Raw genomic sequence first — 24,587 nt, 5'->3', positions numbered from 1 at the left:
ATTTACCTATGCGTACTTTTATTCTAGCAGTAGCTTTTGTGTTTTCTACATGTTCCCTTTGGAGTCAAACTGAAGAAAAAACATGGTCTTTTCAACAAATCACAGATGCTACAGGTATAGATCTTTTTACAATTGATACTACCAAAGATTCGCTATCTCTTAATGCAGGAAGATTTTCATATAGCCTTTCGGCGAAAGATAACGTATATGCTTCTGGAGATTACATAAAACAAAACGACCTTCTTGTCTTTTTTTATAATACGCCCAAAGACACCATAAGACGTTATAGAATAGAAACCCTTACCGACTCGACTCTTGCCTTTTCTGAACAAGGAATTACCTATCGTTTTAACCGTAAAACAGCACCTCAAGTTTTAGCCGCAGCAACTACCGGAGTGATTCCTTCTCAAGGATTCTCAGTAAATAGTTTACTTAGAGGAATTTTAGGAATGTTCTCATTATTACTCATTGCATTTCTTTTTAGTAATAACAGAAAAGCTATTAAATGGAAAACCGTAGGAATAGGACTTGCTATTCAACTTATTATAGCCATAGGTGTTCTTAAAGTTCCGTTTATTGAAAAAATCTTTGATTTTATAGCTAGCATATTTGTGAGCATTTTAGAGTTTACCCTCGCTGGGAGCGATTTTTTATTTAAAGGACTTGTAAGTGATATGAATACCTTTGGGTATATTTTTGCTTTTCAAGTGCTCCCTACCATTATCTTTTTCTCGGCACTTACCTCTGTGTTATATTATTTTGGGATTATCCAGAAAGTAGTAAAAGCGTTCGGGTGGTTACTTTCAAAAGCTCTAGGAATTTCAGGTGCTGAGAGTTTAAGCGTTGCTGGAAATATATTTTTAGGACAAACGGAAGCTCCTCTTTTGATAAAGGCGTATTTAGAAAAAATGAATAAGTCTGAAATTCTTCTCGTTATGATTGGAGGGATGGCAACGGTCGCTGGTGCCGTTCTGGCTGCTTATATAGGCTTTCTAGGCGGAGATGACCCCTTATTACGATTAATATTTGCAAAGCATCTACTAGCAGCTTCTGTCATGGCTGCTCCTGGTGCGATTGTAATTTCAAAAATCTTATACCCACAAACAGAACCCATTAATACTGACGTAAAAGTCTCTTCAGACAAAATAGGATCTAATATTTTAGATGCGATTGCAAACGGAACAACAGAGGGTCTAAAACTAGCTGTAAACGTAGGTGCCATGCTCCTCGTTTTTGTGGCATTTATTGCTATGTTGAATGGAGGATTAGGGCTAGTCGCAAGTTTTGATGGAATAAGGATAGATTCTATTAACCTGAATTGGCATTTCACATCTCTTAACGAGATAATAGCAAACAGCACTTCTTACGATGGATTATCATTAGAATTCTTACTTGGATATCTTTTTGCACCTCTTATGTGGCTTATTGGGGTTGCCGAAGAAGACGTTATGATGATGGGGCAATTGTTAGGTATTAAACTTGCCGCGAGTGAGTTTGTAGGATACATCCAATTAGCCGATTTAAAAAATACATCAAACGCTGTTCATTTAAATTATGAGAAGTCAATTATCATGGCAACCTATATGTTATGTGGATTTGCAAATTTTGCCTCTATAGGGATTCAAATTGGAGGTATCGGTTCTCTGGCACCTGGACAACGTAAAAATCTTTCTAAATTTGGAATCAAAGCTTTGATTGGAGGATCTATAGCCTCTCTAATTTCGGCTACGATTGCTGGGATGATTATTGGATAAAAAAGTCGTATGTAATTTGTTATTGGGTTCTCTGTTACTTGATTCCGTGTAATTTGCTATTTTTAAAATTTTCAGAAACTGTTCTACTTTGTTTTTTTTTCATTAGGTATAGGACTTTTCATACTAATACTATTCGTTAGCAATCTTCAGAAACTTTTATTTTGAGAACTATACACTTTCACGAAAGTGAAATTTATGCAGAACTTAAGCTTTCGCGAAAGCGTAAAAAGCAGACTACCTCTTAAATATATTACGTAGTTGATAGAAGAAACGTTCTATCAAGCGTAAATCTTCGGTTATAATTTCTGCGACACCTCTCATTTCTTGCTGGAATTCGATTTCCTTATCAAAGGTGGTGACTAAGGTGTCAGGCAACGATACGTCTATAGAATACATTCCATCTTCGTCAGTAATGACAGACATTTTGGTGATTTTACCTTCAAGAGTTCCAAACTCAGTATCTGGATAATTCTCTAAGCGGATAATTACTGATTGTCCTACTTTTATTTTTCCTGAGTTTTGAGCAGGTGTTTTCAGTTTTGCAATATAGTTTGATCCATTTTCGGGAATTACAGTAAAAACAATATCTCCAGCAGTAACGGTTTGATTTTCGCTCCAGAAATTTAAAAAAGAAACTTTTCCATCTAGCGTTGATGTTAATGCGTAGGTTAGCTCCCAATCTTTAATACTTTTTTTAAGCTGATTCAGGGATTGTATGACTCCTATAAGTAAAGTTTTCTCTTCTCTTATACCACTTATTTCTGTGCCTCTAGAAGTACTCTGTGCGCCACTTATCCCTTCTCTTAATTGAGATATAGTAGCATCTATGTTTTTGAAATTACGTTCTATTTGAGAAAATTCTATTCGTCTTCTTTCTATTTCTGAAGTAGAAATTACGCCATTAGCATACAGTTCTTCATAACGTTGTTTTTCTTTCTTAGCTAGCTCTAGTTCGGCTTCGTTGAGCTTACGTTGTGATTCTGTAAATTTTAATCGTCTGTTTTGTTCTGAAATAGAAATACGATCTGCAACCGCTTGATTGGAGAATGGTTGATATTCTTTATTGAGTTGATATAGTATATAGTTATTTACAAAAAGTGCATAATCAGATTCTATATTCCCTAAAGACATCAAGGGCATCTTTTCATAAGGAAAGTAAAAGGTATCATCTTGCAACGACAGTGTATCTAGTGTAGCTTTAAGTTGATAAATGTGTTCGTAGTTTGCTGTATTTTCTATAACCGCGAGTGTTTGGTCTTTGGTTACCTTTTGATTATCGTCTACTAGTATAGCAGAAAACCGACCTGTGCTTCTGGCTCTTTCCTTTTGAGGTGGTATTTCTGTTGTCACAATGGCTTCAGAAGCTATCACATCTGGGTACTTTAAAAACCAAGAGATGGCAAGTAACATCACTATTAACGCTAAAAAAAGTGCGCTTCCCCATCGTATCATCCAATTGGGAGCTTCTGTTAAGATTTCTTGAACCTCTTCACTACGTAATTCTATGTCATCTATCTGATCTGGCATATCCCCTCTTCTTTTTTATGATCCTAATTCTAATTGATTTTTTACTAAATTATAATAGAACCCTTTTTTACGGGTTAAAGTTTGATGAGTCCCTACCTCTACAATCTTTCCTTGATCTAGTACAACAATTTGATCTGCATTTTTAACCGTACTTAATCTATGCGCAATCACAACGGCTGTTCTATTTTTGAAAAACTCATCGAGTTTTTCCATAATTACTTTTTCATTATTGGCATCTAAGGCACTCGTTGCTTCATCAAAGAATAAAAAATGTGGATCTTTATATACCGCTCTGGCTATAAATAATCGTTGTTTTTGTCCTGTACTCAATCCTACACCCTCCATTCCTATTTTGGTATTATAAGATAAAGGTAAGGATTCAATATATTCTTTAATATTTGCGACTTCTACTGCATGTGCTAGCTTTTTCTTATCTACATAATCATCGCCTACAGCAATATTATTTGCAATGGTATCATTAAAAACATATCCTTCCTGCATCACTACCCCGCAAGACGCTCTCCAAGAGTATTGTGAGATATTCTTCAAATCGGCACTTCCAATTTTTATGATTCCTTCATTAGGTTCATAAAACTTGAGAAGAATTTTCATCAAGGTCGTTTTACCACTACCACTCACCCCTACAATGGCAGTCACCTTATTTGCAGGTATGTGTAAACTTAGGTCGTGAAGTACCTTCACATCAGAACCAATGTATCTAAATGAGATATCCTTAATATCAAAATCTGAGTCTTTTGGAATGTCAGTTATTTTTGTATCATCGCCTCCTTCTTCATCTTCTTTATTATGAATCTCTCCAAGACGATCTAAGGAAATACGAGCATCTTGTAATTCTCTTATAAAACTTATTAATTGTGAGATAGGAGAGTTAAGCTGTCCTACGATATACGTTACCGCAAACATTTCTCCAAGCAGAAGGTCTCCATTAATGACCAGCGTAGCGGATAAGATGGTAATTAAAATGTTTTTTAGTTCATTGATAAAGCCAGATCCTACACTTTGGTATTGCTCTAACGCTAGACTTTCGATAGAGATTTTAAAAAGACGTGCTTGCATAAACTCCCAAGACCATCTTTTTTGTTTTTCAGCATTGTGAAGCTTGATTTCCTGCATTCCGTTAATAAGTTCAATCACCTTACTTTGTTCCTGACTTACTTGAGAAAAACGCTTATAATCAAGATCTGCTCTCTTTTTAAGGAAGATCACAATCCAGAAGAAATAGAGGACACTTCCTAATAAAAATATTCCGAAAATCTGAAAACTATAATATGCCAGTACAAAACCAAAAACAACAAGATTTACCATCGAGAACAACACATTAAGTGATGATGTTGTCAAAATACGCTCTATACGTCTGTGATCATTGATACGTTGCAAAATATCTCCCGTCATACGTACATCAAAAAATGATATAGGAAGATTCATCAGTTTGATAAAGAAATCTGAAATCAAAGAGATATTAATACGGGTACTCAAGTGTAGTAAAATCCAACTTCTAATGACTTCTACACCTGTTCTTCCCATAAACAAAGCGATTTGCGCAATTAATATCAGGTAGATAAAATTGATATCACCTGTCTTAATCCCTACATCAACAACACTTTGTGTTAAGAATGGAAAAACGACTTGTAGTAAACTACCCGCCAGTAACCCAATAATTAATTGGACAATAAATTTCTTATATCTATATACATATTTGAAGATGAAGGCAAAACCAAAATTCTTTTTCTCATCATCAAAATTCTCCTCATAAAACTTAGGCGTTGTTTCTAGTAAAAGTGCAATTCCTTCTTCGGTGGTTTCGGTGGCGTTATTACCAATCCAAAATTTAAGAAGTTCTTCTTTTGAGTATTTTAAAATCCCGTGCGCAGGATCTGAAATATAAAAAACACCTCTTGAGATTTTATAAAGTACTACATAATGATTTTTATTCCAATGAAGTATACAAGGTAAGGGTACTTCCTCTTGTAGCTGATCTAACGTGATCTTTACACCTAAGCTTCTAAAACCTAGCTTTTCGGCAGCGTTACTAATTCCTAGTAGACTACTACCAGACCTTGTGGTTTCACTGAGACTTCTTAATAGCTGAATAGGGATAGGCTTCTTATAATGTTTAGCAATTATTTTGAGACACGTAGGTCCGCAATCTTTACTATCTGCTTGTTTATAAAAAGGAAACTTCTTCAAAATATATATGGCTATTTTTAACTACTATTACTTCTTTTTATTCTTAAATGTTCTGATTCCCCAAGCTACTTTATAATGTCTATACAAAAGATCATAGACCACCATTTCATGAAGCCTATTTTTTGATCTAAACATTCTATTCATAAGCATGTGAGCATAACTTCCTAAATAATTGTCTATCTGTTCACTACTAGCTGATTTCTTAATTAAATCAATCGTAGGTTTACATTGCTCACTTTTATACGCCAACAATTCCAAAAGAGGTTGATACTCTGGTTTATCCTCTACTTTAAAGTCTATAAAGAAAGTTATTTTTTCTCGTTTTGCACGAAATTTTTCATCTAATTGTTTCTTTAAAAACTTGTTCATGCCAAATTCAAGTCCAAAACCCGTTTTTAAGCGTTCCATAAAGGCCAATTTCTCATCTTCGGAGTACCCAAAATCTGCTAACAAGGCATCCAATGCTCTTATTGCAAAGAGCCATCTCAGTTCTTCTCCTTCTTCTCCATCTACCATATCTAAAAAGTTCACAATCATATCACTCTCATGATAAAATAACTGTTCTGCAATTTCTATATGCTCTTCCCCATATCGTTCGATCTCTCGATTATAGGTGTCAATCTGTATTTTCCATATTAAGTCCGCTTTCGCGAAAGCATGTAATCTCGCATACACCGTTTTCATAATCGTTCCAATAGCATCTGGCTCTTTGTAATGAAAACGCACTCTAATATGATGCTTAGGGTCTGCATATCGTATAAAAAACCACTGATCTATACTTCCGTTTCCAGAAAGCTCTTCTGCGATAGGCTTGATGGCTTCTGCAAGAACAATATCAGATGTTTTTGTTCCCGTGTATATCTTATAATACACCCACGAATCTCCTGGTATAAATGTGCGTTGTGTATTAGACATCTGATTGTTCTTTTAAAAGATTTTCATTATAAAAAGATAGAATTACTTGGTTTGTGTACGTAGCATTTCCATCAGAAACAACAGATTGATCCCCATGTAAAAACTCTTTAAGTATAAATCGTGTTCGTTTTTTTACTGTTGAGAGCAACATTTGCACACTTGTCATATTCTTTAAGTTGATTAACAACTCATTATCACTGTCTTTCAGAAGTACCAACGGAGGTAACTGCTTTTCTTTTATGAATAGTTCCAAATTCTTCTGAAAATTACCCATATTTTTCTGGGAATTTTGAAGTGCCTCTATATCAGCCTTTAAAATATTCCAAGTTTTGGATGCCAAAATAACACCTTTGTACACGACTCTAGGGAGGAACGGGAAGTCTTCTTCATAAGGACCCCAATTAAAACCAATACCACCTCGTTTATTTTGGCTTTGCATATTTGCTAAGAACTGATAAATAGGCAATGCTCCACTAGAATAATTATGAGCATTACTCAAGTGAGGGATTACTTCTTTATTGTGTTTTTTTGAGCGTAAAATGACCCTATCTCTTTTTGCAGAAACCATTAAATCATCTATAGGCAGCTGTGCTTCTGTGCTTAAAACTGACTTAGCTAAATATGGAATCTCATACCCTCTTAAAGCGGGTCTCATTAAGATATTCCCTACTCTTGACTCAGGAAGGTGGACAATTTCTGCTAGTATTTTATTTGGATTGCAACGTTCTTCTATTGCAACGATTTCTTTTACATAGGTATGAATTTCTGGGTCACTATGACAAAATCTTCCTAATAAATTTGCCGCACTTGATCCTCCTGCATTAGACATGATAATCTGCTCTTCCCTATCAATAGTGATGACTTCAACCATGGTTGATAGGGTATCTGGAAGATCGTTCCAATTTTCTTCAAATTTTTCAAAATCTTCATCCTCAAGCGTCATTATTTGCTCATTTTCACGTATACAATGCAACAGCTTTTTATGTAAAATAGCATGTATGCTATTCATTTTTAAATCTCTGGTCGTGATTTTTGAAGATCTCCCAGGCAGCATAATATCATCTACCAACTCGCTTACATCTCCTGAGTCTTTATTTTGAAGAAACCCAACGCCAAGTTCTACATCTAGCGCTTGTGACAAAGGCACTTCTCTGTCTTCATATCGTTCTTGAAGTGCACTTTTAAATTGAGACAATAAAGTTTCACTAGGAGCTTGTGAAATCTTATTGAGTAGTCGCATAGCACGACGTACTTTATATATTAATTGTTTATCTAATACATTTTTTTGAGGATGCAACGACATATCTGTTTGAAATAAATACTTCAATTCAAAACCTGTATCCAGTGTTTCTAATAAGGTACTTATAGCAATGTAATCTGTAGAGGGATTACCAATTTTTGTATCTAGCTTTTTTATTTTTTCTTGAGCTTCTTCTAATATTTCTACGAGCTCACCTGTTCCTTTTAATTTTTTTAATACAGGAATAATCTGATCAGTAAACTCAGGACCAGACACAGAAGGCTCTAATTCACTCACTAACAACTGACTGCCAACTAACTCTTCAATAAAACCTGAAGCTACTTCTAAGGTAATCTCATCATCTACTAAACATGCTGATAAGGTAGCTAGTGTAGCTCCTGTAGCTGCGGTGTCTAAAACTTTTTGTAGATAATCAGAATGCTGTACGCCTACAATATGATGCATCCTTCTACTATTCTCATAGTGATACTCTACATATCGTAATTGCTCACCCGCTTTATAAATACTGGTGTTTGGATAAAAACGAAGCTGTTCTCTAATTTTTTCATCCTTTACAATATCTTGAGATAATGCTACAAGATAATTCATATCCAATCGGGTATGCCTTTTGTTTTTTGTAGTTTCTTTAAGAACAATAGCTGTATGATCTTCAAAAGTACCTACATCTGTTCCTGCAAATAAACCAAAAGGGGTACACCGAGATGACATTCTACTCAAGTATTTAAGTATAGAATAGGTCATACGCTCACTATCGTCAGGAGTTGTATTGCCTTCTAACCACTTTTCAAAAGCAGTATATAGGGATGGTGATGCCAGAAAAAGTGCTTCTTTAATATGCGGTTCTTCACACGCTCTTTTAAGTGTTTCCTGCGTCAAAACAGAATCTTGAGTAAGCTCCAAAAAAAAAGTAAGAGGAAGTAAAGGTGTTCTTAAAACGTATTTGGGGAAATGGGTGTATTGCATTCTGTAATGCGCTATTATTTATGTTAATTTCGTTTTTCAAAAAGTTAACAACCAATATACTAGAATATATCGATCTATTCTAATTGTTTTTCTAATTAAACGTTCATAATTTACAATTTGACATCATCTATTTCATTTTTGTATGTGTGTGTTTTGCTTTCGCGAAAGCAAAAAAACAAATTACCCAATCATTAAACATTGATTCCATTTTGTTTGTTCTGGATGGAGGTACGATAAAATAGCGAGTCCTATACCAGCAACTCCTTCCAGAAGGCTGTTTTCTTTCTCGTACGTAGGCGTGTCTCCACCCCTCCACTTCTTATATCCCGCAGGTCCATCCTTATGATGATCTATGGTCAGCCCGTAATCTATCCAATAATCTGCCGCTTCTTTAAATATTGTTTTAGAAGTCTCTTTATACATATAATCAAAGATATGCATGACTCCAAAAGCGCCATGGCATAACCCTGCATCTACAATTCGAGTTTCTTCTATGTCTCTACGAGTTGCCGCATATTCTAGAAGTTGTATTGCCGTTTTTTTTACCTCTTCGTTTTGCACCACTTTACTTGCATGCCATAAGGATACTGCAACACCCAAATCTCCATAACACCAAGCAAGCCTATTGCTCTGGCTTTCTTGATTGTCTTTGGTAATCCAGTCTGGAAAAAAAGAAGCATCTGCTTGTTCTTTTTTATGACTAAGCAAATGATTTATAGATTGGTTTAAGAGAGGTAATGTCTTTTCAGAAAAAGCAGCGTGAGCTGACAGTCTAGATAGAAAGTTGATGATGCTTGACAACCCATGAGAAAGACTTAAGTTACATCCTTTGAGTCCTTCTTCTCTTATAAGGTTAGATTCCCAATAGACTCCATGGTCACTCTTTTTTGATGTTTTTTTCAAAAGTGAAACTATTTCTACAAGGATACTATCGTACTTACTCTTGAGTTCTGGTGAGTTTGTGTTTTCATATCTTTTTAAGAAATAATAGCCTATTCCAATGACACCGTGTAAAAAGTCATAAAAATTTTCATTTTGATTGAGTGTTGTAACATGGCGTAAATACTCGTCTAGTATTCCCAAAAGGGCATCGGTATCTACCTCTATAAATTCTAATTCATTAAGAAGTTCTATAGTCCATGCGGCTCCAGCAATCCCACCACAAAACGTGTGAAAATTGTATCCTTCATTAATACTACCAACAATAGATGCTATGATTTCGCTTCCAACATCTTCACTTGTTTCATTAGGATTATACGCATTGTAATAAAAGTGATAAAGAGCAAGACCAGCACTTCCAGAGAGCACTCCTATATCTGTACTATCCAAATCTCCGTTATTTATGAGTTCTTGATTAATTTCTTCTAGCTTATTTTTTAATTTTTGCTCACGCATAGGATCTACAAATTTTTAAAAGGAAATATACATATAAAAAAGCTATCTGATAGTACAAGATAGCTTTAAATATATTAAACAGAAGTGTTTACTAGAAGCACTGCATTCCTGGAGGTGGGCATGTCCCTAGGGCACCATCAGTAATTCCACCGCCTCCGCCTCCACCACAGAAACAGCTACCTCCACCTTCAACTTTGTTTAAGTCAAAATTGCTAATTACTTCTTTGTCTAATGTTAATTCTTTCAATACTTTTTTCATGATAATTTGTATTAGTTAATATAGACCTACTCTATTTAAGGTTTTCGGTTTTCCCTTCAATTTATTTAGTTACGTTATTTTGATTTTAACTAAAAGTAACCTATAAATCAGATAATTACAATATAAAGCACCTCATATCAGATAAAATAAGGTGCTAAAAACATTCATTAATAGTGACGCTTTAGTTCTATATAGATAATAGATATATAATGAAAAAGGTCATCTACATAAATAGATGACCTTCATCATTACAAATTATATCTTTAAATACAATTTTATAGTATTAATAGCATTGAACTCCTGGAGGAGGACAGCTATTTAAAGCTCCTACTGTTGGACAACAATGTGTCCCAGCTCCTTCAACTTTACTTAAATCTAGATTACTAATTACTTCTTTGTTTAACGTTAATTCTTTCAATGACTTTTTCATGATCGTATTTGGTTTAATAAAGACCTACTCTATTTAAAGGTTTTCGGTTTTCCCTTATGTTTAGAATTAAACACATTATTGTTTTAATTCTGGATTGAAAATACTTAACTAACAACCATTTAAAAAATAGTACTACCCTATTTTCTTTAAAATAGGGCATAAAAAAACCGTCTAATTAACAGTAGACGGTTTTCTATAAGTACAGTATACCTTGTTAAAGGGTATATGTATATTTTAGTAGCAATAAACTCCTGGAGGAGGACAGCTATTTAAAGCTCCATCTGTTGGGCAACAAACTGAGTGTCCCCCTTCAATTTTGCTTAATTCTAGGTTACTAATTACTTCTTTCTTTAACGTTAATTCTTTCAATGACTTTTTCATAATCGTATTTGGTTTAATAAAGACCTACTCTATTTAAAGGTTTTCGGTTTTCCCTTATATTAGAATTAAACACATTATTATTTTAATTCTAACTTGAAAATACCTAACTAACAGTTATTTACAAAATAGTATTACCCTATATTCTTTAAAATAGGGTATAAAAAAACGCTATCAAAAATTGATAACGTTAGGTATTTAGCGCACTACATTCTATGGAATATCCATTGTAGGACCACAAGACATATCTGAAAATCCATCTTCACCTCCGTGACAATGACTCGTAGGAATACAATCTCCTCCATGAATATGGTTCATCTTGTTTACTTGTATTCTAGCAATCGTAAGTTTATTAAGGCTTATTGCTTTCTTCAGTTGTTTTTTCATGTAAACACTTTTTAAAAAAAATTAATACTATTTATAGGCCAAAAACTATATAAATATTGATTTTTGGCAATCCCTAAATGTAATTGCATTCCTTGTAGAAACATAATACACAACCCCTAAATTGTTTAAAATAGGGTTCTATAATTTTAGATAAATAACTGATAATCTACACACTTAAATTTCTTCTATACGCTTTATATAATACGATGGATTAATCCCTGTTTTGGACTTAAAGTGCTTTGCAAACGAGTAATCACTTTTATAACCTAGCTCTGTAGCAATAGACTTTATAGAAAAAGATCGGAACTTCTTATCACTTTTGATACGGTTGACCGCATAATCTATACGGAGGTTATTAATATAATCGTTATAGGTAACTCCTTTGTGTGTGTTTATGATTTTAGATAAATAAGTCGCATTTGTTTTTACTTTTTTTGCCATAGATCGCAAGCTACAATCTGTATTTAAAAAGAACTCTTGCCGTTCCAGGCGTTTAAGACCTTTAAGAATCTCTGTTACTTTTTGATCATCAATAATAACTTCACGAGTTGGTTCTTTATGTTTTGATTGTTCTTCTGAAGATTTTTCAAGTTGGTTTATTTTTTTTAGAAGTTTGTCAAAGGATTCCTTATTGCTTTGCTGCTTTTTTTTATATCTATATAATATAAAAACACAAACTCCTGAGACTGCTACAAAAAGGATAAAAAAGTAAATAGCAGTTCTCTTTTCCTTTGCTTTTTGGTCTTCAAGCGTTTCTATTTGTTTCCCTAAAATACTGGTATCTTTTTCATAAATAGTATTGACAACTTCATCTTTGCGTTCTTGGTATTTCTTATACAACTCTCCGTATTTACGATACCAGTCTGAAGAGTTCTTATCATCACCCAACTCTCCATACGAAAAAGCCATTAACTCATAAGCATCTACCAAACGTGTATAATTTTTACGTTCATCAGTATCCGTAATATCTGTGATTTGTTGTAATTGATTGATTGCCTTTTCATATTCTTTTTGAGCAGCATAACAACTTGCTAGATAATAATTGATATTAATACTAAAAGTTTTACTTTTTATAGTACTCTCTTTAAAAATTCGATCTGCGGTTTTTAAATATTGTATTGACTGCTCATAATCTTGTTTATAAAAATAAACAGCGCCTTTTTTTGTATACAAATCTATCAGCCCATCCTTATATCCTAACGTATTACTTATAGAAAGTCCTTGATCTACGTATTTTAAAACAGTATCATAGTGTTGTAAATCTAAATGCACTTCTGAGACTATCGTCAACAAATTAACATGATCACGTTGATTATTATATTCTGTGTAAGGTATAATAGCAAGTGCCTTATTACACGCTTCTAGCGCTTGATCAAATTGCTTCATTCTACGTCTAATGATGGCAATATTTGGATGTATAATAACAGCTCTATGATCAACATCTCCTTGCTTTTGAGTAATCTCTAATACTTTATAATAAGCATCCAAAGCTTCTTGGTTATGCCAAGCGATCAATTCTGAATTACCTAATAAGGTGTATATTCTAATAAGCTTTTGAGTATCCTTGGCTGATTCAGCATAAGCAATCCCTTTTTTTAAGTAATAAGTGCATAGCTCATAATTGTCTTGTGCTAAGAATACACGACCTAGTTCTATATAAAATGCTGCTTTTTCTATATCAGTACCTGACCTTCTAAGCAACTCTTGTTCGTAGACTTTATGATCTTTGACAGCAGTCTCTACAATTTCATGAATAAGCTCTGTATTGGTTTTCTTTTTTAAATTAGATATGCCTGACCCTTGTGCAAACGCAGTATATCCTGAGCTCAATACTAAAACAATAAGTGTACATAAGCTACCTAGATAGCTTTTATGTATCAGGGGGAAGTTGATCATAAAACTTTTAAGTCGGTTGAGAGACCTAAAAATAAGGATTCCTTTTAAGATATTCCTCTGAAACAAAGGGAATAACTAATTTTATTTGAGGAATATATGCTTTCGCGAAAGCGTATATTACATATCATCAAGTAAAGCACCTAAAAAATAAATAATATCCGAATGCTCATACATGTTTGGATACTCATATCCATTTACGAATAGTGTTGGCGTATAATTAATATTATTTTTTTGGCAATACGCATGTTGGTTTTTATACACGCTTTCAATACTTGTTGGATCGTAATGAGATGTGTGTTTTTCATTCCAGATAGTCTCATCTTTTACAGAAAACCATGAAGACATTGCGTTTAAAAAAGGAGCTTCGCCTTTGTTGAAATATATAGCTAATAAATTTTTAAAAAAAGTATTTGTTTCTTCACTGCTCAATGAAGCTTCTGATCTTTTTATGATAAGATCTATCCTTATGTCTTTATCATACGTATCTAAGATATTCTCAATTGCTTTAAACATCGTTTCACAAGGGCCACAATAAGGGCTTATAATTGCTGTCAAAACGAGACGTGCATTTTTGTCGCCTAGCTGTATTTCGCTAGTATACTCATCAATAGGTGGATTTGCGAACAATGTATTTTTAAATAATTTATAATTACGAACCAACCTGTTAGTTATCACCTGTGATTCTGTTAACTTTTTTTTAGTAGTTAGTAAATTCTTTAAGAAATACCATCCTATACAAGAGACTAAAGCACTTATGAATAGAAAAGGAATAAGTGATAGAGAAATTTGAAAAATAGATATTGAAAAATGGATATATAACAGCTCTATTATTAAAATACTACTAATTGTCAAACATAAGGGACACCAGTTTTTACTAATAAATTTTTGATGGTAAATCGAGTATAAAATAACTGGAATAGTAGAAAACCCTATTATATAAAAGAAAGAAAAGAGCTCTTGAGTATTGCCTGTTAAAATTATTAATAGAGAACTTATTAATTGAAATGAGAAAAAAACAAAACATACATCACTTAGCTTTATTCCTTTAAAAGATGTCTTATTTACAACTTTTTGGCAACTCCTTGTACTACCTGTTTCACAAAACTTATTTAATATTTGATTATCAATTGAAAATAGGTCTTTCAAAATAAGCATGGAAGCTAGTAAGCCTAAAATAGGTAATATAAAAAAAGGAAGAAATTTAAGGTCCGTAATTGTAGTGGATAGTACAATGTAAAATGAACATAATAGAAGTATCGATAAAGGAATTTTAAGATCAAATCCCTTATTAGAATTACGTTCTTTTAAAATAGGCTGATCTAATAAAAGAATAAACCCTGTCCATCTAACTTTTAAATTATTTAATGTTAATGTTTCCTTTTGAGTTTCATCAATAATAACAAACGAGTTTTCTTTTTTTTTAATTAAAAAGGGATGCTCTTCTCCATTAGCTTTTTTAAGAACAGATACAAAACAATCTGGAAGCAACATTATTTGTTCAAAAGATAATTTGAATATTTTATTAGGAACTTTAAAAAAAGTAAGTGTTTCTACAACAGACAAAAGCGATGGGAAATGAGGATTAGATTGGACTTGAAATGAAAACTCCTTTTCATCATAGTGGATATCTTCATTTTTAAGATAATCGTATATATATTTTAATGCTAAGCTCATAGGTATCTTTTTAAAAAAGCTGAAAACCAAATTCTATAGTACAAAACTAGAGCAAGCATGTACCTCGCTCTAGTTGAATAGCCTATTAACAATGCTCTAATTTAGCCCCTTCCTCACAATAATGTTCATGATCTGGCACACAAACACTACAACTAGAAGGATGGGCAATCCAGCAACACCTTGCAGTTCCGTGCATCGTAGCTCTTCCTCCAGAGAGTGATTTTAACTCTTCTCTGCTTAGTTCGTTTTGAACATTTTTAAAACTTATTTTCATAATAAAATAATTAATTAAATAGTACCTACTCTATGAAATGCTTTTCGGTTTCCGCATAAAATTTCGTTGAATGAACCGTCTATTATATCCGTAGTTTTGATAATGACGATCAATCCAAAGTTTATTCTTTTTTTATGCTCACACAAAAATATAAGATCGAAATTCAGTGAATTTGAAGTCGAAATTCAGTGAATTTGAAGAAGGATAAACCGTTCATTTTAAAAAAATTAAACTCTTAATGAATATGGAGTTTTACATGTAGAAGAAAAACGAACTTTGATAAAAGGAATGAATTTGCTTAAATTTAAATTGATTACTTTCAGTAAAATTCTATTTATAATGAACTCCTCCTTAAAAGTTATAAAAAGACAACTTACTATCCTGTGTTTTTTTTGTTTAACGACCATTACTGTAGCCCAAGAGAAAAATAGTTTTGTAATTCCAGACTCATTAGCAGATAAAACGTATGAATATCTATTTGGCCGTTTACGTAAAAATTATAAAGACACCCTCTCCTCTCTCATATACCTGAATAGTGCACTTACAAAAGCAACCATTGAAAATAATAAACAAATAAAGGCAATATCATATAATACCCTTTCTGCTTTTGAGAAAGATAAAGGGAAAAAACTTAAACTTATAGAGAGTGCAATTTTAGAAGGAGAAGGTATTGAAGATGTTGAACTTATTCCTGTTTATCTTAATATAGGATATGTATACAGTAATTATTATGAGTATGAAAAAGCGTTAACCTACTATATAAAAGCACTACAATTTTCTGAAAAATTTGATATTGAGGTGTATACATATATTTTGTATACTAATATTGCCAAAGTAAAAGAGAGTATAGGTAAACACGATGAAGCATTAGCTCTTTATAAAAAATCTTTAAATTATGGTAATAAAAAACACCCTAATGACACTATCAAAAAAATTATAAATATTATAAACGTTTCCGAATCACTTCGTAATAACAAAAAATATGATTCTGCCTCTTATTATTACAATTCGATAATAAAAATAGCGTATCAAAAATTTCCTAATTACGGTAAAATTCTAACTATTAACGAAGGAATTAATACCTTCTTTAAAAAAGAATATGTCGAATCTGAAAGACTTTTAATAAACGGGTCATCTACATTAGAAATATATCCAGAAAATCAATCCTACTATATCTTGTCACAAATATATCTTGGAAAGATACAACAGCTCCAATATGACGATATTGAAAAAGCAAAATCCTACTATTTAAAAGTAGATTCTATCCTTGACAAAACACAGCTTATCATACCAGAAGCTAGTATTGGTTACGATTTCCTTAAAACATATTATAAAAACAAAGAAGATTTTAAAAACCAACTTGACATTACTAATAAGTATTTAAAATTAAAAACAATCATTTCCTCAAGAAATTTAAAAACAACAGATTTGTTATTTGCAGATTTTGATAAACCACAATTATTAAAAAACAAACAAGAGTTAATAGATAAACTAGAAAATAAAACCAGCCTAACCACTGCGTATGCTAGTCTATTTATTTTTGTGCTAATACTCATATTTATTATTCAATACATCAGATATAAAAAACAAATAAAAATATACAATTCAATCATAAAAAACCTTAACAATGAAGCAGCTATAGATACAGCTCGCTCAAAAAAAACAATTCCATCTACACCTATTCAAAAACTAAATATTGATGAGGAAGTTATTGACTATGTATTAAAAAAATTAAAGAATTTTGAATCAAAGAATGAGTTTTTAAAAACAGAGATTAACGTGCATTTATTAGCAAAAAAATGTAACACAAACACAAAATACCTCTCTAAAATCATTAACACCCACAAGGGTAAGTCATTCATTAACTATATAAATGACCTTAGAATTATTTATATTTTAAAAGAATTAAAAGAAAACCCAAAACTAGAACGATATACGATAAAAAGTATTAGTGAAGAAGCTGGTTTTAACACCGCCGAATCCTTCGCCACTGCTTTTAAAAAGAAAACAGGTATAAGACCTTCTTTTTATTTGAAGAAACTAAAAAATGACCCTACTATTGATCAACAGTCTTAAAATTTAAAAAAATTGGATACAAATAACTACTATAGTAGTATATAATTCGCATTAACCATAAATAAACTAAAAGTGAAATCATTATGAAAAAATCAAAAAGAAAACTAAGTCTAAACAAACTTGTCATATCAAAATTAAATAGCTCAACTCTTATCAATGGAGGGGCTCATAAAATTGATATACCAGCTAACACTAATTCTGACCGTAATGACTGCCCAACAGGGACACTTACTTGCGAAACCTATTACTTTAGCTGTAAGTCTTGTCTTTCTTGTGATACCAATTTCCACACTGAAAATAATTGCTAATAGTAATTAATTACTCTACAATAACAAAAACATATTTGTATGCAGAAAGAGTTCGCTTTCGCGAAAGCGTATCAAGCATATATTAAAAAGGCGGGCTAATCCTAGCCCGCCAAACAAATTAAAAACTTTAATTTTTTTTAAAGCTTTATAATAGAAAGATATTATTTGGATTTAAATATCCTCTATATAAGGTACATCTGTGTAACAAGAGGTACCATTCCAAGCACATCTTGGGTCAGCAAGACACTGATACCTTTGGGTATGAAAACTACAAGAATTAGGTCTTACTCCAGAAAACCCTCCATTAATTTCTTTTTGCTCTGCGCTACTTAAAGCTTTTCCAAGGTTTAACATTTTGTTTTTCATAAATTAAATTTTATAGATTATTATTTGTGAACATTTTAAGACACTCACAGCTATGTCTCATTAAAAAATTTAATCAAATAAATCTGGTTAACCACCAAACGATAGCATCAAACTTAAATGTTAGATTTAAACACCGTTTATTCTTATAATATGTAAGTGTTGAACAAGTCAAATATGAAAGATTTTTTCAACAAGGAAAAGGAAAGGTATTCGAGATTCTAAGAATTCAAAGTCGTAATTCTAAGAATTGAAAAAAGAAGATAAAAATATAACTGACTTACTGTTAGTGCATTATAACGCCTTTGTAACATCTTCTAGAAATAGTGTACATATATACTTTACTTATTGTGAAAACACTAACAGACTCTATTAAATAAATTACTTATTTTTCAAAAAACACTAATTAATGATTTATTTATTGACGCAGAGGTCACTTTACTTGTACATATTTTTTATAGTGTTTATCTCGCAAAATATCTTTGCTCAAGAAAAAAAATTTGTAATTCCAGATTCTTTAAAAGATAAAAGCTATCAATTTTTATTTGATAAAGCTCAACAAAATCTAAAGGATACGATCACTGCAAGAGTCTATCTACATACATTTTTAGCTAAAGCTATCCATGAAAATAATAGCCTAAGAAAAATAAATGGACATACTTTTCTTTCATATCTAAGCGATGATAAAGACAAGAAACTATATCACGTTAAAAAAGCACTCCTAGAAGAAAAAAATGTAGAAGAAAAAGAAATGTATTCTACATATACCTATGCAGGTACCGTTTATGATGGCTTTTTTGATTATGAGTTGGCACTCAAAAATTATATCAAAGCATTAAAAATAGCCGAAAAGTATAACGATAAGAACGAGGAATATATTCTATTTAACAATATTGCTAAAATAAAAGAGAGTATAGGAAAACATGAAGAGGCATTAACTTTATACAAAAAATGTTTTGCTTATGAAGTCCTGAAAAATGATACCATTGGACAAATAAGCACTACACTGAGCCTTGCAAGGTCTATGCGCTATAATAAGAAACACGATTCTGCAACGTATTATTACAATACTATTATAGACAGAGCAAATAGAGACCGCCCTCTTTATGGAGATATTATAACTATAAATGAAGGGATTAACCTTTTCTATAAAAACAATTATCCCGACTCAGAAAAACTAATAAAAAAAGGATCTTCACAAATAGATATTACTATTGAGAGTCAAGGATATTATATCCTAGCCCAATTATATCTAGGAAAAATACAGATAGCAGCATACAGCAATAATGAAACAGCAAAAAAATACTTCATAAAGGTTGATTCATTAGTATCTGAACAAAATGCTATTATACCTAGTACAATAGATGCCTATGAATTTCTTATTAATTATTATGAAGAAAAAGGAGATTTAAAAAAACAACTCGATATTATTAATAAGTTATATCAAATCAGAACAACCATTTCTAGTCGAAAAATAAACACTATTGATATGCTTTACTCTGATTTTGATACTCCTCAACTGCTAAAAAGTAAAGAAAATATTATCAAAAAACTGGAACTTGAAACAACAACGCTTACTACAAGATCTATTTATTTGATCATCTTTATATTATTCCTAATCATATTATTCTTACTACAATTTAGTAACTATAAAAAACAAAAAAATCGATTCAATAAAATTGTTTTAGAACTGGATAACCAGAGCGCAAAAATAATTTCAAAGCCTAATTCGTCAATTAAAGAAAAGACATTACTAGATGGTGTGGATGAAGCTACTATTACTGGAGTAATAAATAAATTAAATCAATTTGAAGGAAAAAAAGGATTTCTGCAAAAAGATATTACACTAACAATTTTGGCAAAAAAGTGTGCTACTAACACAAAATATCTTCCCAAAATTATTAGTGCTTATAAAGGTAAGTCCTTTGTAAATTATATAAATCATCTTAGAATTGATTACATTTTGAAAGAGTTAAAAGAGAATGCTCAGTTAAAAAAATACACCATCAAAACCATAAGTGAAGAAGCAGGTTTTAATACGCCAGAATCATTTGCAAGGGCATTTAAAAATAAAACGGGAATTAGACCCTCTTACTATATTAGAAGTCTTGAGAAAGTAGAAAAAATTAAGTCGTAATTCTAAGAATTTCGACTATTACATAACATACATTTACTATTCCAAGGCTTATAATACTTAGATTTATCAAAATTAATTTAATACAAGATATTATGAAAAAATCAAAAAAAGCCCTTGAACTCAATAAGCTAGTAATTTCAAAATTAGTAACAAATCCCGCCTATATCATGGGAGGTACAGATAATAGCTGCAATACTTGTGAAACGCTTAAATCTAAAAATCCATTTGATGGACAGCAATGTCCAGGACTATCCTCTAATTGTTTTACACATGATAAAAACTGCCCTAGTGCTGGTAATCAGGAAGGATGTTAATATATCTTTTTAAACTACAAGAGCAGATATCAATTTAATATCAAAATCCTAGTTAACAACTCTATAATAACTACAGACACCTTCCGTTGTAAAACTCGGAAGGTGTTTTTACTTTAGAGCACTTTTTGAAAGAGTTATTTTTTGCTTTCACGCCAGTGAAATTTATAGTAAACTACTCAAGTATGAAAGCAAAAACATAGAGAGCTCATTAAAGTAAAAGAGCTTATATTAGAATTATAATTGAGATTTCCACATAACGTGGGAATGAAAAATAGTTGCATACGCAGAAAATTATCATGAAGCAATACCACGACCTTATAAAACACGTACTCGAAAACGGAAATGAAAAAGGAGACCGTACAGGCACAGGAACCAAGAGTGTTTTTGGGTATCAAATGCGCTTTGACCTCGCTGAAGGCTTCCCAATGGTCACCACAAAAAAACTTCACTTAAAATCAATCATTCACGAACTCCTCTGGTTCCTTAATGGAGATACCAATATAAAATACCTGCAAGAAAATGGCGTACGTATCTGGAATGATTGGGCAGATGAAAATGGTGATTTAGGACCCGTATATGGTCACCAATGGCGCAGTTGGAATGGTGAAGAAATCGATCAAATCGCAGAGATTATTGAGACCCTCAAAACCAATCCAAACAGCAGACGTATGCTTGTAAGTGCCTGGAATCCGGGAGTACTTCCTGATACCTCAAAATCATTTTCTGAAAATGTAGCCAATGGGAAAGCAGCACTACCACCATGCCACGCCTTTTTTCAGTTTTATGTAGCCGATGGAAAACTGAGTTGCCAACTCTATCAACGCTCTGCCGATATCTTTTTAGGCGTTCCTTTTAATATCGCTAGTTATGCCCTACTTACGATGATGATGGCACAAGTGTGTGGGTATGAAGCAGGAGATTTTATACACACCTTTGGTGATGCTCATATTTACAGTAATCACTTTGAGCAAGTGGAGCTACAATTGTCTAGAGAATTGCGTACTTTGCCCACTTTAAAAATAAATCCTGAGGTAAAAGACATTTTTGGCTTCAAATTTGATGACTTCACTCTGGAAAACTACAATCCGCATCCACATATTAAGGGAGCGGTCGCAGTATAAGAAAATAATAAACTAAAAAGCAACCCAAAAAATGAAGAAAGTAACCCTAATTCTTTTTCTATTAGCAAGTGCTGTTTCCTTTGCACAAGAAGGTGTATCTATGAAACGTACCACCACACTTACTATTAATGAAGTACCACCTACATGGCCAGGATGCGATGGCTCTATCAATCAAAAGAATAATTGCTTCAGACAAAAATTAGCAAATCACGTGATACGCGGTTTTAAATTTCCAGCAGGACATAAAAGCGGAACTCGTGTAGTGGTAGATATGGTTATAAACACAGAAGGACGCCCAGAAATTAAAAGTATGGAAGGTGGCTCTAAAGATTTACAAGCAGAGATCAAACGTAAAATTATGTCTATGCCCGATGTAAAACCTGGACACTCTGGAGGAACGCCAGAAGTACGTAAATACAAACTTCCGTTTACATTTTAAAAATACTATGTATTTGTTGCCTCTTTCTTTTTTTCAACAAATACCCTCTTTAAAAAATATCAGTCAATATGAGTTCGCTTTCGCGAAAGCGTATAACTTATAAAAGTGACCCATAGTAAGGTCACTTTTATTTTTTGACTTAAATGATCATATTCATACTCCAAAAGACTTTTAACGATGTCTTAACGTGTGTCCGCTTTCGCGAAAGCGTATAAAATTAGTAACTTTGAGAGTGACCCATATACGGTCACTCTTTTGCTATGATCACAACTCAAACACTACTCGATTTCTTTAAAGAAACGCGAGCCCATACAGAAACCATTTGTGCTCCACTACAAACGGAAGATTATGTCGTACAACCCATTGTAGACGTATCACCTCCTAAATGGCACTTAGGACATACCACTTGGTTTTTTGAAGAATTTATACTAAAACATCACAAATCTGGATACACTCTTTTTAGTGATGACTTTGCTTTTGTATTTAATAGTTATTATGAAAGTATCGGAAAACGTGTCGTTCGCACAGACCGAGGAAATCTCTCAAGACCTACCGTTGCACAAGTATATGCCTACCGTAACTATGTAACAGAAGCCTTAGTAGAACTTCTCGAAGTAGGGATCAATGAAGAAATTACAAAACTGCTCACTATTGGAATCCATCACGAAAAACAACATCAAGAACTCCTACTTACCGATATTAAATACATATTAGGAAATAATCCTTTAATGCCTACGTATGATAACGCATTCTCAGAAGGCACTATAGAATCTCAGTCTCAAGAATGGATCACGATTACAGAAGGTGTTTATGAGATAGGATATCAAGGCACTGATTTTTGTTACGATAATGAACTAGGAAGACACAAAGTCTATCTCCACGATTTTCAAATCTCCAATAAATTAGTCACCAATGAAGAGTTTATTGCTTTTATAGAAGCTGGCGGCTATCAAGAAACTTTAATGTGGCATGCTGAAGGTTGGGATTGGGTACAAACACAAAAAATTACAGCACCTTTATATTGGCATCGCATCAATAATGAATGGCATCACTATACCTTTAAAGGATTGCAAAAAATAGACCCTAAAGCACCTTTATCTCATATCTCCTATTATGAAGCTTTTGCTTTTGCACAATGGAAAGAAATGAGACTCCCCACGGAGTTTGAATGGGAAGCAGCACAAGCGCATTTTAATTGGGGACAACGTTGGGAATGGACAGAAAGTGCCTATCTCCCGTATCCTGGATATACAAAAGCGCCTGGTGCACTAGGAGAATACAATGGCAAATTTATGGTCAATCAGAAAGTACTACGAGGAGGATCTGTAACCACATCAAACAATCACACACGCGCTACGTATCGCAATTTCTTTCAGACAGGAGTGCGCTGGCAATTTACAGGACTACGTCTTGTCAAATAACTGAAAGATTCAATTACTAATTACGACCACTATTACATGACTACAAAAACAACACAATATATCTCTACATTTGAAAAAGATGTTACAAAAGGACTCTCTTCATTTCCTAAATCATTGTCATCAAAATACTTTTATGACAAAAAAGGAGATAAGCTTTTTCAGGATATTATGGCAATGCCTACCTACTATCTCACCGATAGCGAATACGAGATTATCGCTTCTCAAAAAGAAGATATCAGCGTTGCGTTTCAAGCAAAAAGCGGATTTGATCTTATCGAATTAGGCGCCGGAGACGGAAAAAAAACCAAAGTATTATTAAAATACCTCTCTGAAAAAGGAATTGACTATTCATACCTCCCTATTGATATCAGTCAAAATGTATTAGACGGCTTAAAAGAAAGTGTCCAACAAGAGATTCCTAACATAGATATTAAACCTCAACAGGGTACTTATTTTGAAGTTTTAGATGATCTCGCCTCTTACAAGGCTCGCAAAAAAGTAATCCTATTTTTAGGTTCCAACATAGGGAATTTATTACATCCTCAAGCTATTGACTTTTTAGCACATATTCAAGAAGGGATGAATACGGACGACTTACTTTTTATGGGATTTGATCAAAAGAAAAATCCACAAACTATTCTGGACGCCTATAACGATAAAGAAGGAATTACCGCTGCTTTTAACAAAAATGTATTACACAGAATTAATAATGAGTTGAATGCCAATTTTGATGTAGATCAATTTTTACATTGGGAAGTATATGATCCAGAAACGGGGACTGCAAAAAGCTATTTAGTAAGCAAAAAAGAACAACTCGTAAAGATTGACAAATTACAACTAGAGGTTCCTTTTAATGCATGGGAAACTATTCATACAGAAATTAGCCAAAAATACGATGACAACATTGTGAGCTGGCTAGCAAGTGAATCAGGATTACAGATAGTAAATCAATTTACTGATAGTAAAGGATATTATAAAAACTATATTTTTAAAAAGAAATAGTACGCTTTCGCGAAATGGTTCTCTGAGCCTTTCGAAATAGCAGAAAAAAAGTACACGCTTTACAATAAATCTAAAAATACTAATC

At 32.7% G+C, this 24,587-nt stretch carries 20 protein-coding genes; 9 read left to right on the top strand and 11 right to left on the bottom strand.

Annotation, left to right across the window (positions count from 1 at the left end):
- Positions 1-8: 8 nt before the first annotated feature.
- Complete coding sequence (locus tag Q0505_RS03435; protein ID WP_299208828.1) at positions 9-1,754, top strand: nucleoside transporter C-terminal domain-containing protein; 1,746 nt, start codon at positions 9-11, stop codon at positions 1,752-1,754.
- A 234-nt stretch (positions 1,755-1,988) separates the two neighbouring features.
- On the opposite strand, the gene Q0505_RS03430 is transcribed toward Q0505_RS03435, so the two are convergent.
- From Q0505_RS03430 to Q0505_RS03385, 10 genes are all read right to left on the bottom strand, one after another.
- Positions 1,989-3,281, bottom strand: coding sequence for an HlyD family efflux transporter periplasmic adaptor subunit (locus Q0505_RS03430; RefSeq protein ID WP_299208824.1), 1,293 nt, complete (start codon positions 3,279-3,281; stop codon positions 1,989-1,991).
- A 15-nt stretch (positions 3,282-3,296) separates the two neighbouring features.
- Complete coding sequence (locus Q0505_RS03425; protein WP_299208821.1) at positions 3,297-5,489, bottom strand: peptidase domain-containing ABC transporter; 2,193 nt, start codon at positions 5,487-5,489, stop codon at positions 3,297-3,299.
- 27 nt (positions 5,490-5,516) lie between these two features.
- Entirely contained in the window at positions 5,517-6,404 is an 888-nt protein-coding gene (locus tag Q0505_RS03420) for a thiopeptide-type bacteriocin biosynthesis protein (protein WP_299208818.1), read from the bottom strand.
- Positions 6,397-8,541, bottom strand: a complete 2,145-nt coding sequence (locus tag Q0505_RS03415; RefSeq protein ID WP_299208816.1) for a lantibiotic dehydratase family protein — start codon at positions 8,539-8,541, stop codon at positions 6,397-6,399. The genes Q0505_RS03420 and Q0505_RS03415 overlap by 8 nt, the downstream gene beginning before the upstream one ends.
- 267 nt (positions 8,542-8,808) lie before the next feature.
- Complete coding sequence (locus Q0505_RS03410; RefSeq protein WP_299208813.1) at positions 8,809-10,023, bottom strand: lanthionine synthetase C family protein; 1,215 nt, start codon at positions 10,021-10,023, stop codon at positions 8,809-8,811.
- A 91-nt stretch (positions 10,024-10,114) separates the two neighbouring features.
- Complete coding sequence (locus Q0505_RS03405; protein WP_299208811.1) at positions 10,115-10,282, bottom strand: hypothetical protein; 168 nt, start codon at positions 10,280-10,282, stop codon at positions 10,115-10,117.
- A 1,021-nt stretch (positions 10,283-11,303) separates the two neighbouring features.
- Positions 11,304-11,477 (bottom strand): class I lanthipeptide, encoded by a 174-nt coding sequence (locus Q0505_RS03400; protein WP_299208808.1) that lies wholly within the window; start codon positions 11,475-11,477, stop codon positions 11,304-11,306.
- Positions 11,478-11,651: 174 nt separating this feature from the next.
- Positions 11,652-13,373 carry a tetratricopeptide repeat protein gene (locus tag Q0505_RS03395; protein ID WP_299208805.1) on the bottom strand — a complete coding sequence of 574 codons (1,722 nt, stop codon included), beginning with the start codon at positions 13,371-13,373 and terminating at the stop codon, positions 11,652-11,654.
- Positions 13,374-13,490: 117 nt separating this feature from the next.
- Complete coding sequence (locus Q0505_RS03390) at positions 13,491-15,047, bottom strand: vitamin K epoxide reductase family protein (RefSeq protein ID WP_299208802.1); 1,557 nt, start codon at positions 15,045-15,047, stop codon at positions 13,491-13,493.
- 85 nt (positions 15,048-15,132) lie between these two features.
- A complete protein-coding gene (locus tag Q0505_RS03385) occupies positions 15,133-15,321 on the bottom strand; it encodes a hypothetical protein (RefSeq protein ID WP_299208798.1) in 189 nt (62 codons plus the stop codon).
- Between the two features lie 339 nt (positions 15,322-15,660).
- Here Q0505_RS03385 and Q0505_RS03380 point away from each other — a divergent pair, with 339 nt between their 5' ends.
- Together Q0505_RS03380 and Q0505_RS21400 are read left to right on the top strand one after the other, a co-directional pair.
- Positions 15,661-17,397, top strand: coding sequence for an AraC family transcriptional regulator (locus tag Q0505_RS03380; RefSeq protein WP_299208795.1), 1,737 nt, complete (start codon positions 15,661-15,663; stop codon positions 17,395-17,397).
- A gap of 83 nt (positions 17,398-17,480) precedes the next feature.
- On the top strand, positions 17,481-17,705 hold the full coding sequence (locus tag Q0505_RS21400; RefSeq protein ID WP_366519365.1) for a class I lanthipeptide: 225 nt from the start codon (positions 17,481-17,483) through the stop codon (positions 17,703-17,705).
- 171 nt (positions 17,706-17,876) lie between these two features.
- On the opposite strand, the gene Q0505_RS03375 is transcribed toward Q0505_RS21400, so the two are convergent.
- A complete protein-coding gene (locus Q0505_RS03375; protein ID WP_299208792.1) occupies positions 17,877-18,071 on the bottom strand; it encodes a hypothetical protein in 195 nt (64 codons plus the stop codon).
- Positions 18,072-18,477: 406 nt separating this feature from the next.
- Here Q0505_RS03375 and Q0505_RS03370 point away from each other — a divergent pair, with 406 nt between their 5' ends.
- From Q0505_RS03370 to Q0505_RS03345, 6 genes are all read left to right on the top strand, one after another.
- The gene (locus tag Q0505_RS03370; RefSeq protein WP_299208789.1) at positions 18,478-20,205 is read left to right on the top strand and encodes a helix-turn-helix domain-containing protein; all 1,728 of its coding nucleotides are present in this window, start codon (positions 18,478-18,480) and stop codon (positions 20,203-20,205) included.
- A gap of 92 nt (positions 20,206-20,297) precedes the next feature.
- Positions 20,298-20,519 carry a hypothetical protein gene (locus Q0505_RS03365; protein ID WP_299208787.1) on the top strand — a complete coding sequence of 74 codons (222 nt, stop codon included), beginning with the start codon at positions 20,298-20,300 and terminating at the stop codon, positions 20,517-20,519.
- 296 nt (positions 20,520-20,815) lie between these two features.
- Positions 20,816-21,640 carry a thymidylate synthase gene (locus Q0505_RS03360; protein ID WP_299208784.1) on the top strand — a complete coding sequence of 275 codons (825 nt, stop codon included), beginning with the start codon at positions 20,816-20,818 and terminating at the stop codon, positions 21,638-21,640.
- A 31-nt stretch (positions 21,641-21,671) separates the two neighbouring features.
- Complete coding sequence (locus tag Q0505_RS03355; RefSeq protein WP_299208781.1) at positions 21,672-22,079, top strand: energy transducer TonB; 408 nt, start codon at positions 21,672-21,674, stop codon at positions 22,077-22,079.
- A 260-nt stretch (positions 22,080-22,339) separates the two neighbouring features.
- On the top strand, positions 22,340-23,500 hold the full coding sequence (gene egtB, locus Q0505_RS03350) for an ergothioneine biosynthesis protein EgtB (protein ID WP_299208778.1): 1,161 nt from the start codon (positions 22,340-22,342) through the stop codon (positions 23,498-23,500).
- Positions 23,501-23,536: 36 nt separating this feature from the next.
- Positions 23,537-24,502, top strand: a complete 966-nt coding sequence (locus tag Q0505_RS03345) for an L-histidine N(alpha)-methyltransferase (RefSeq protein WP_299208775.1) — start codon at positions 23,537-23,539, stop codon at positions 24,500-24,502.
- Positions 24,503-24,587: the final 85 nt, after the last annotated feature.

Origin of the sequence: uncultured Dokdonia sp. (genome assembly GCF_937910895.1) — a bacterium.
GTDB lineage: Bacteria > Bacteroidota > Bacteroidia > Flavobacteriales > Flavobacteriaceae > Dokdonia.
Note: the sequence above shows the minus strand (reverse complement) of the source record. Positions and strands in the feature narration are given on the sequence as shown.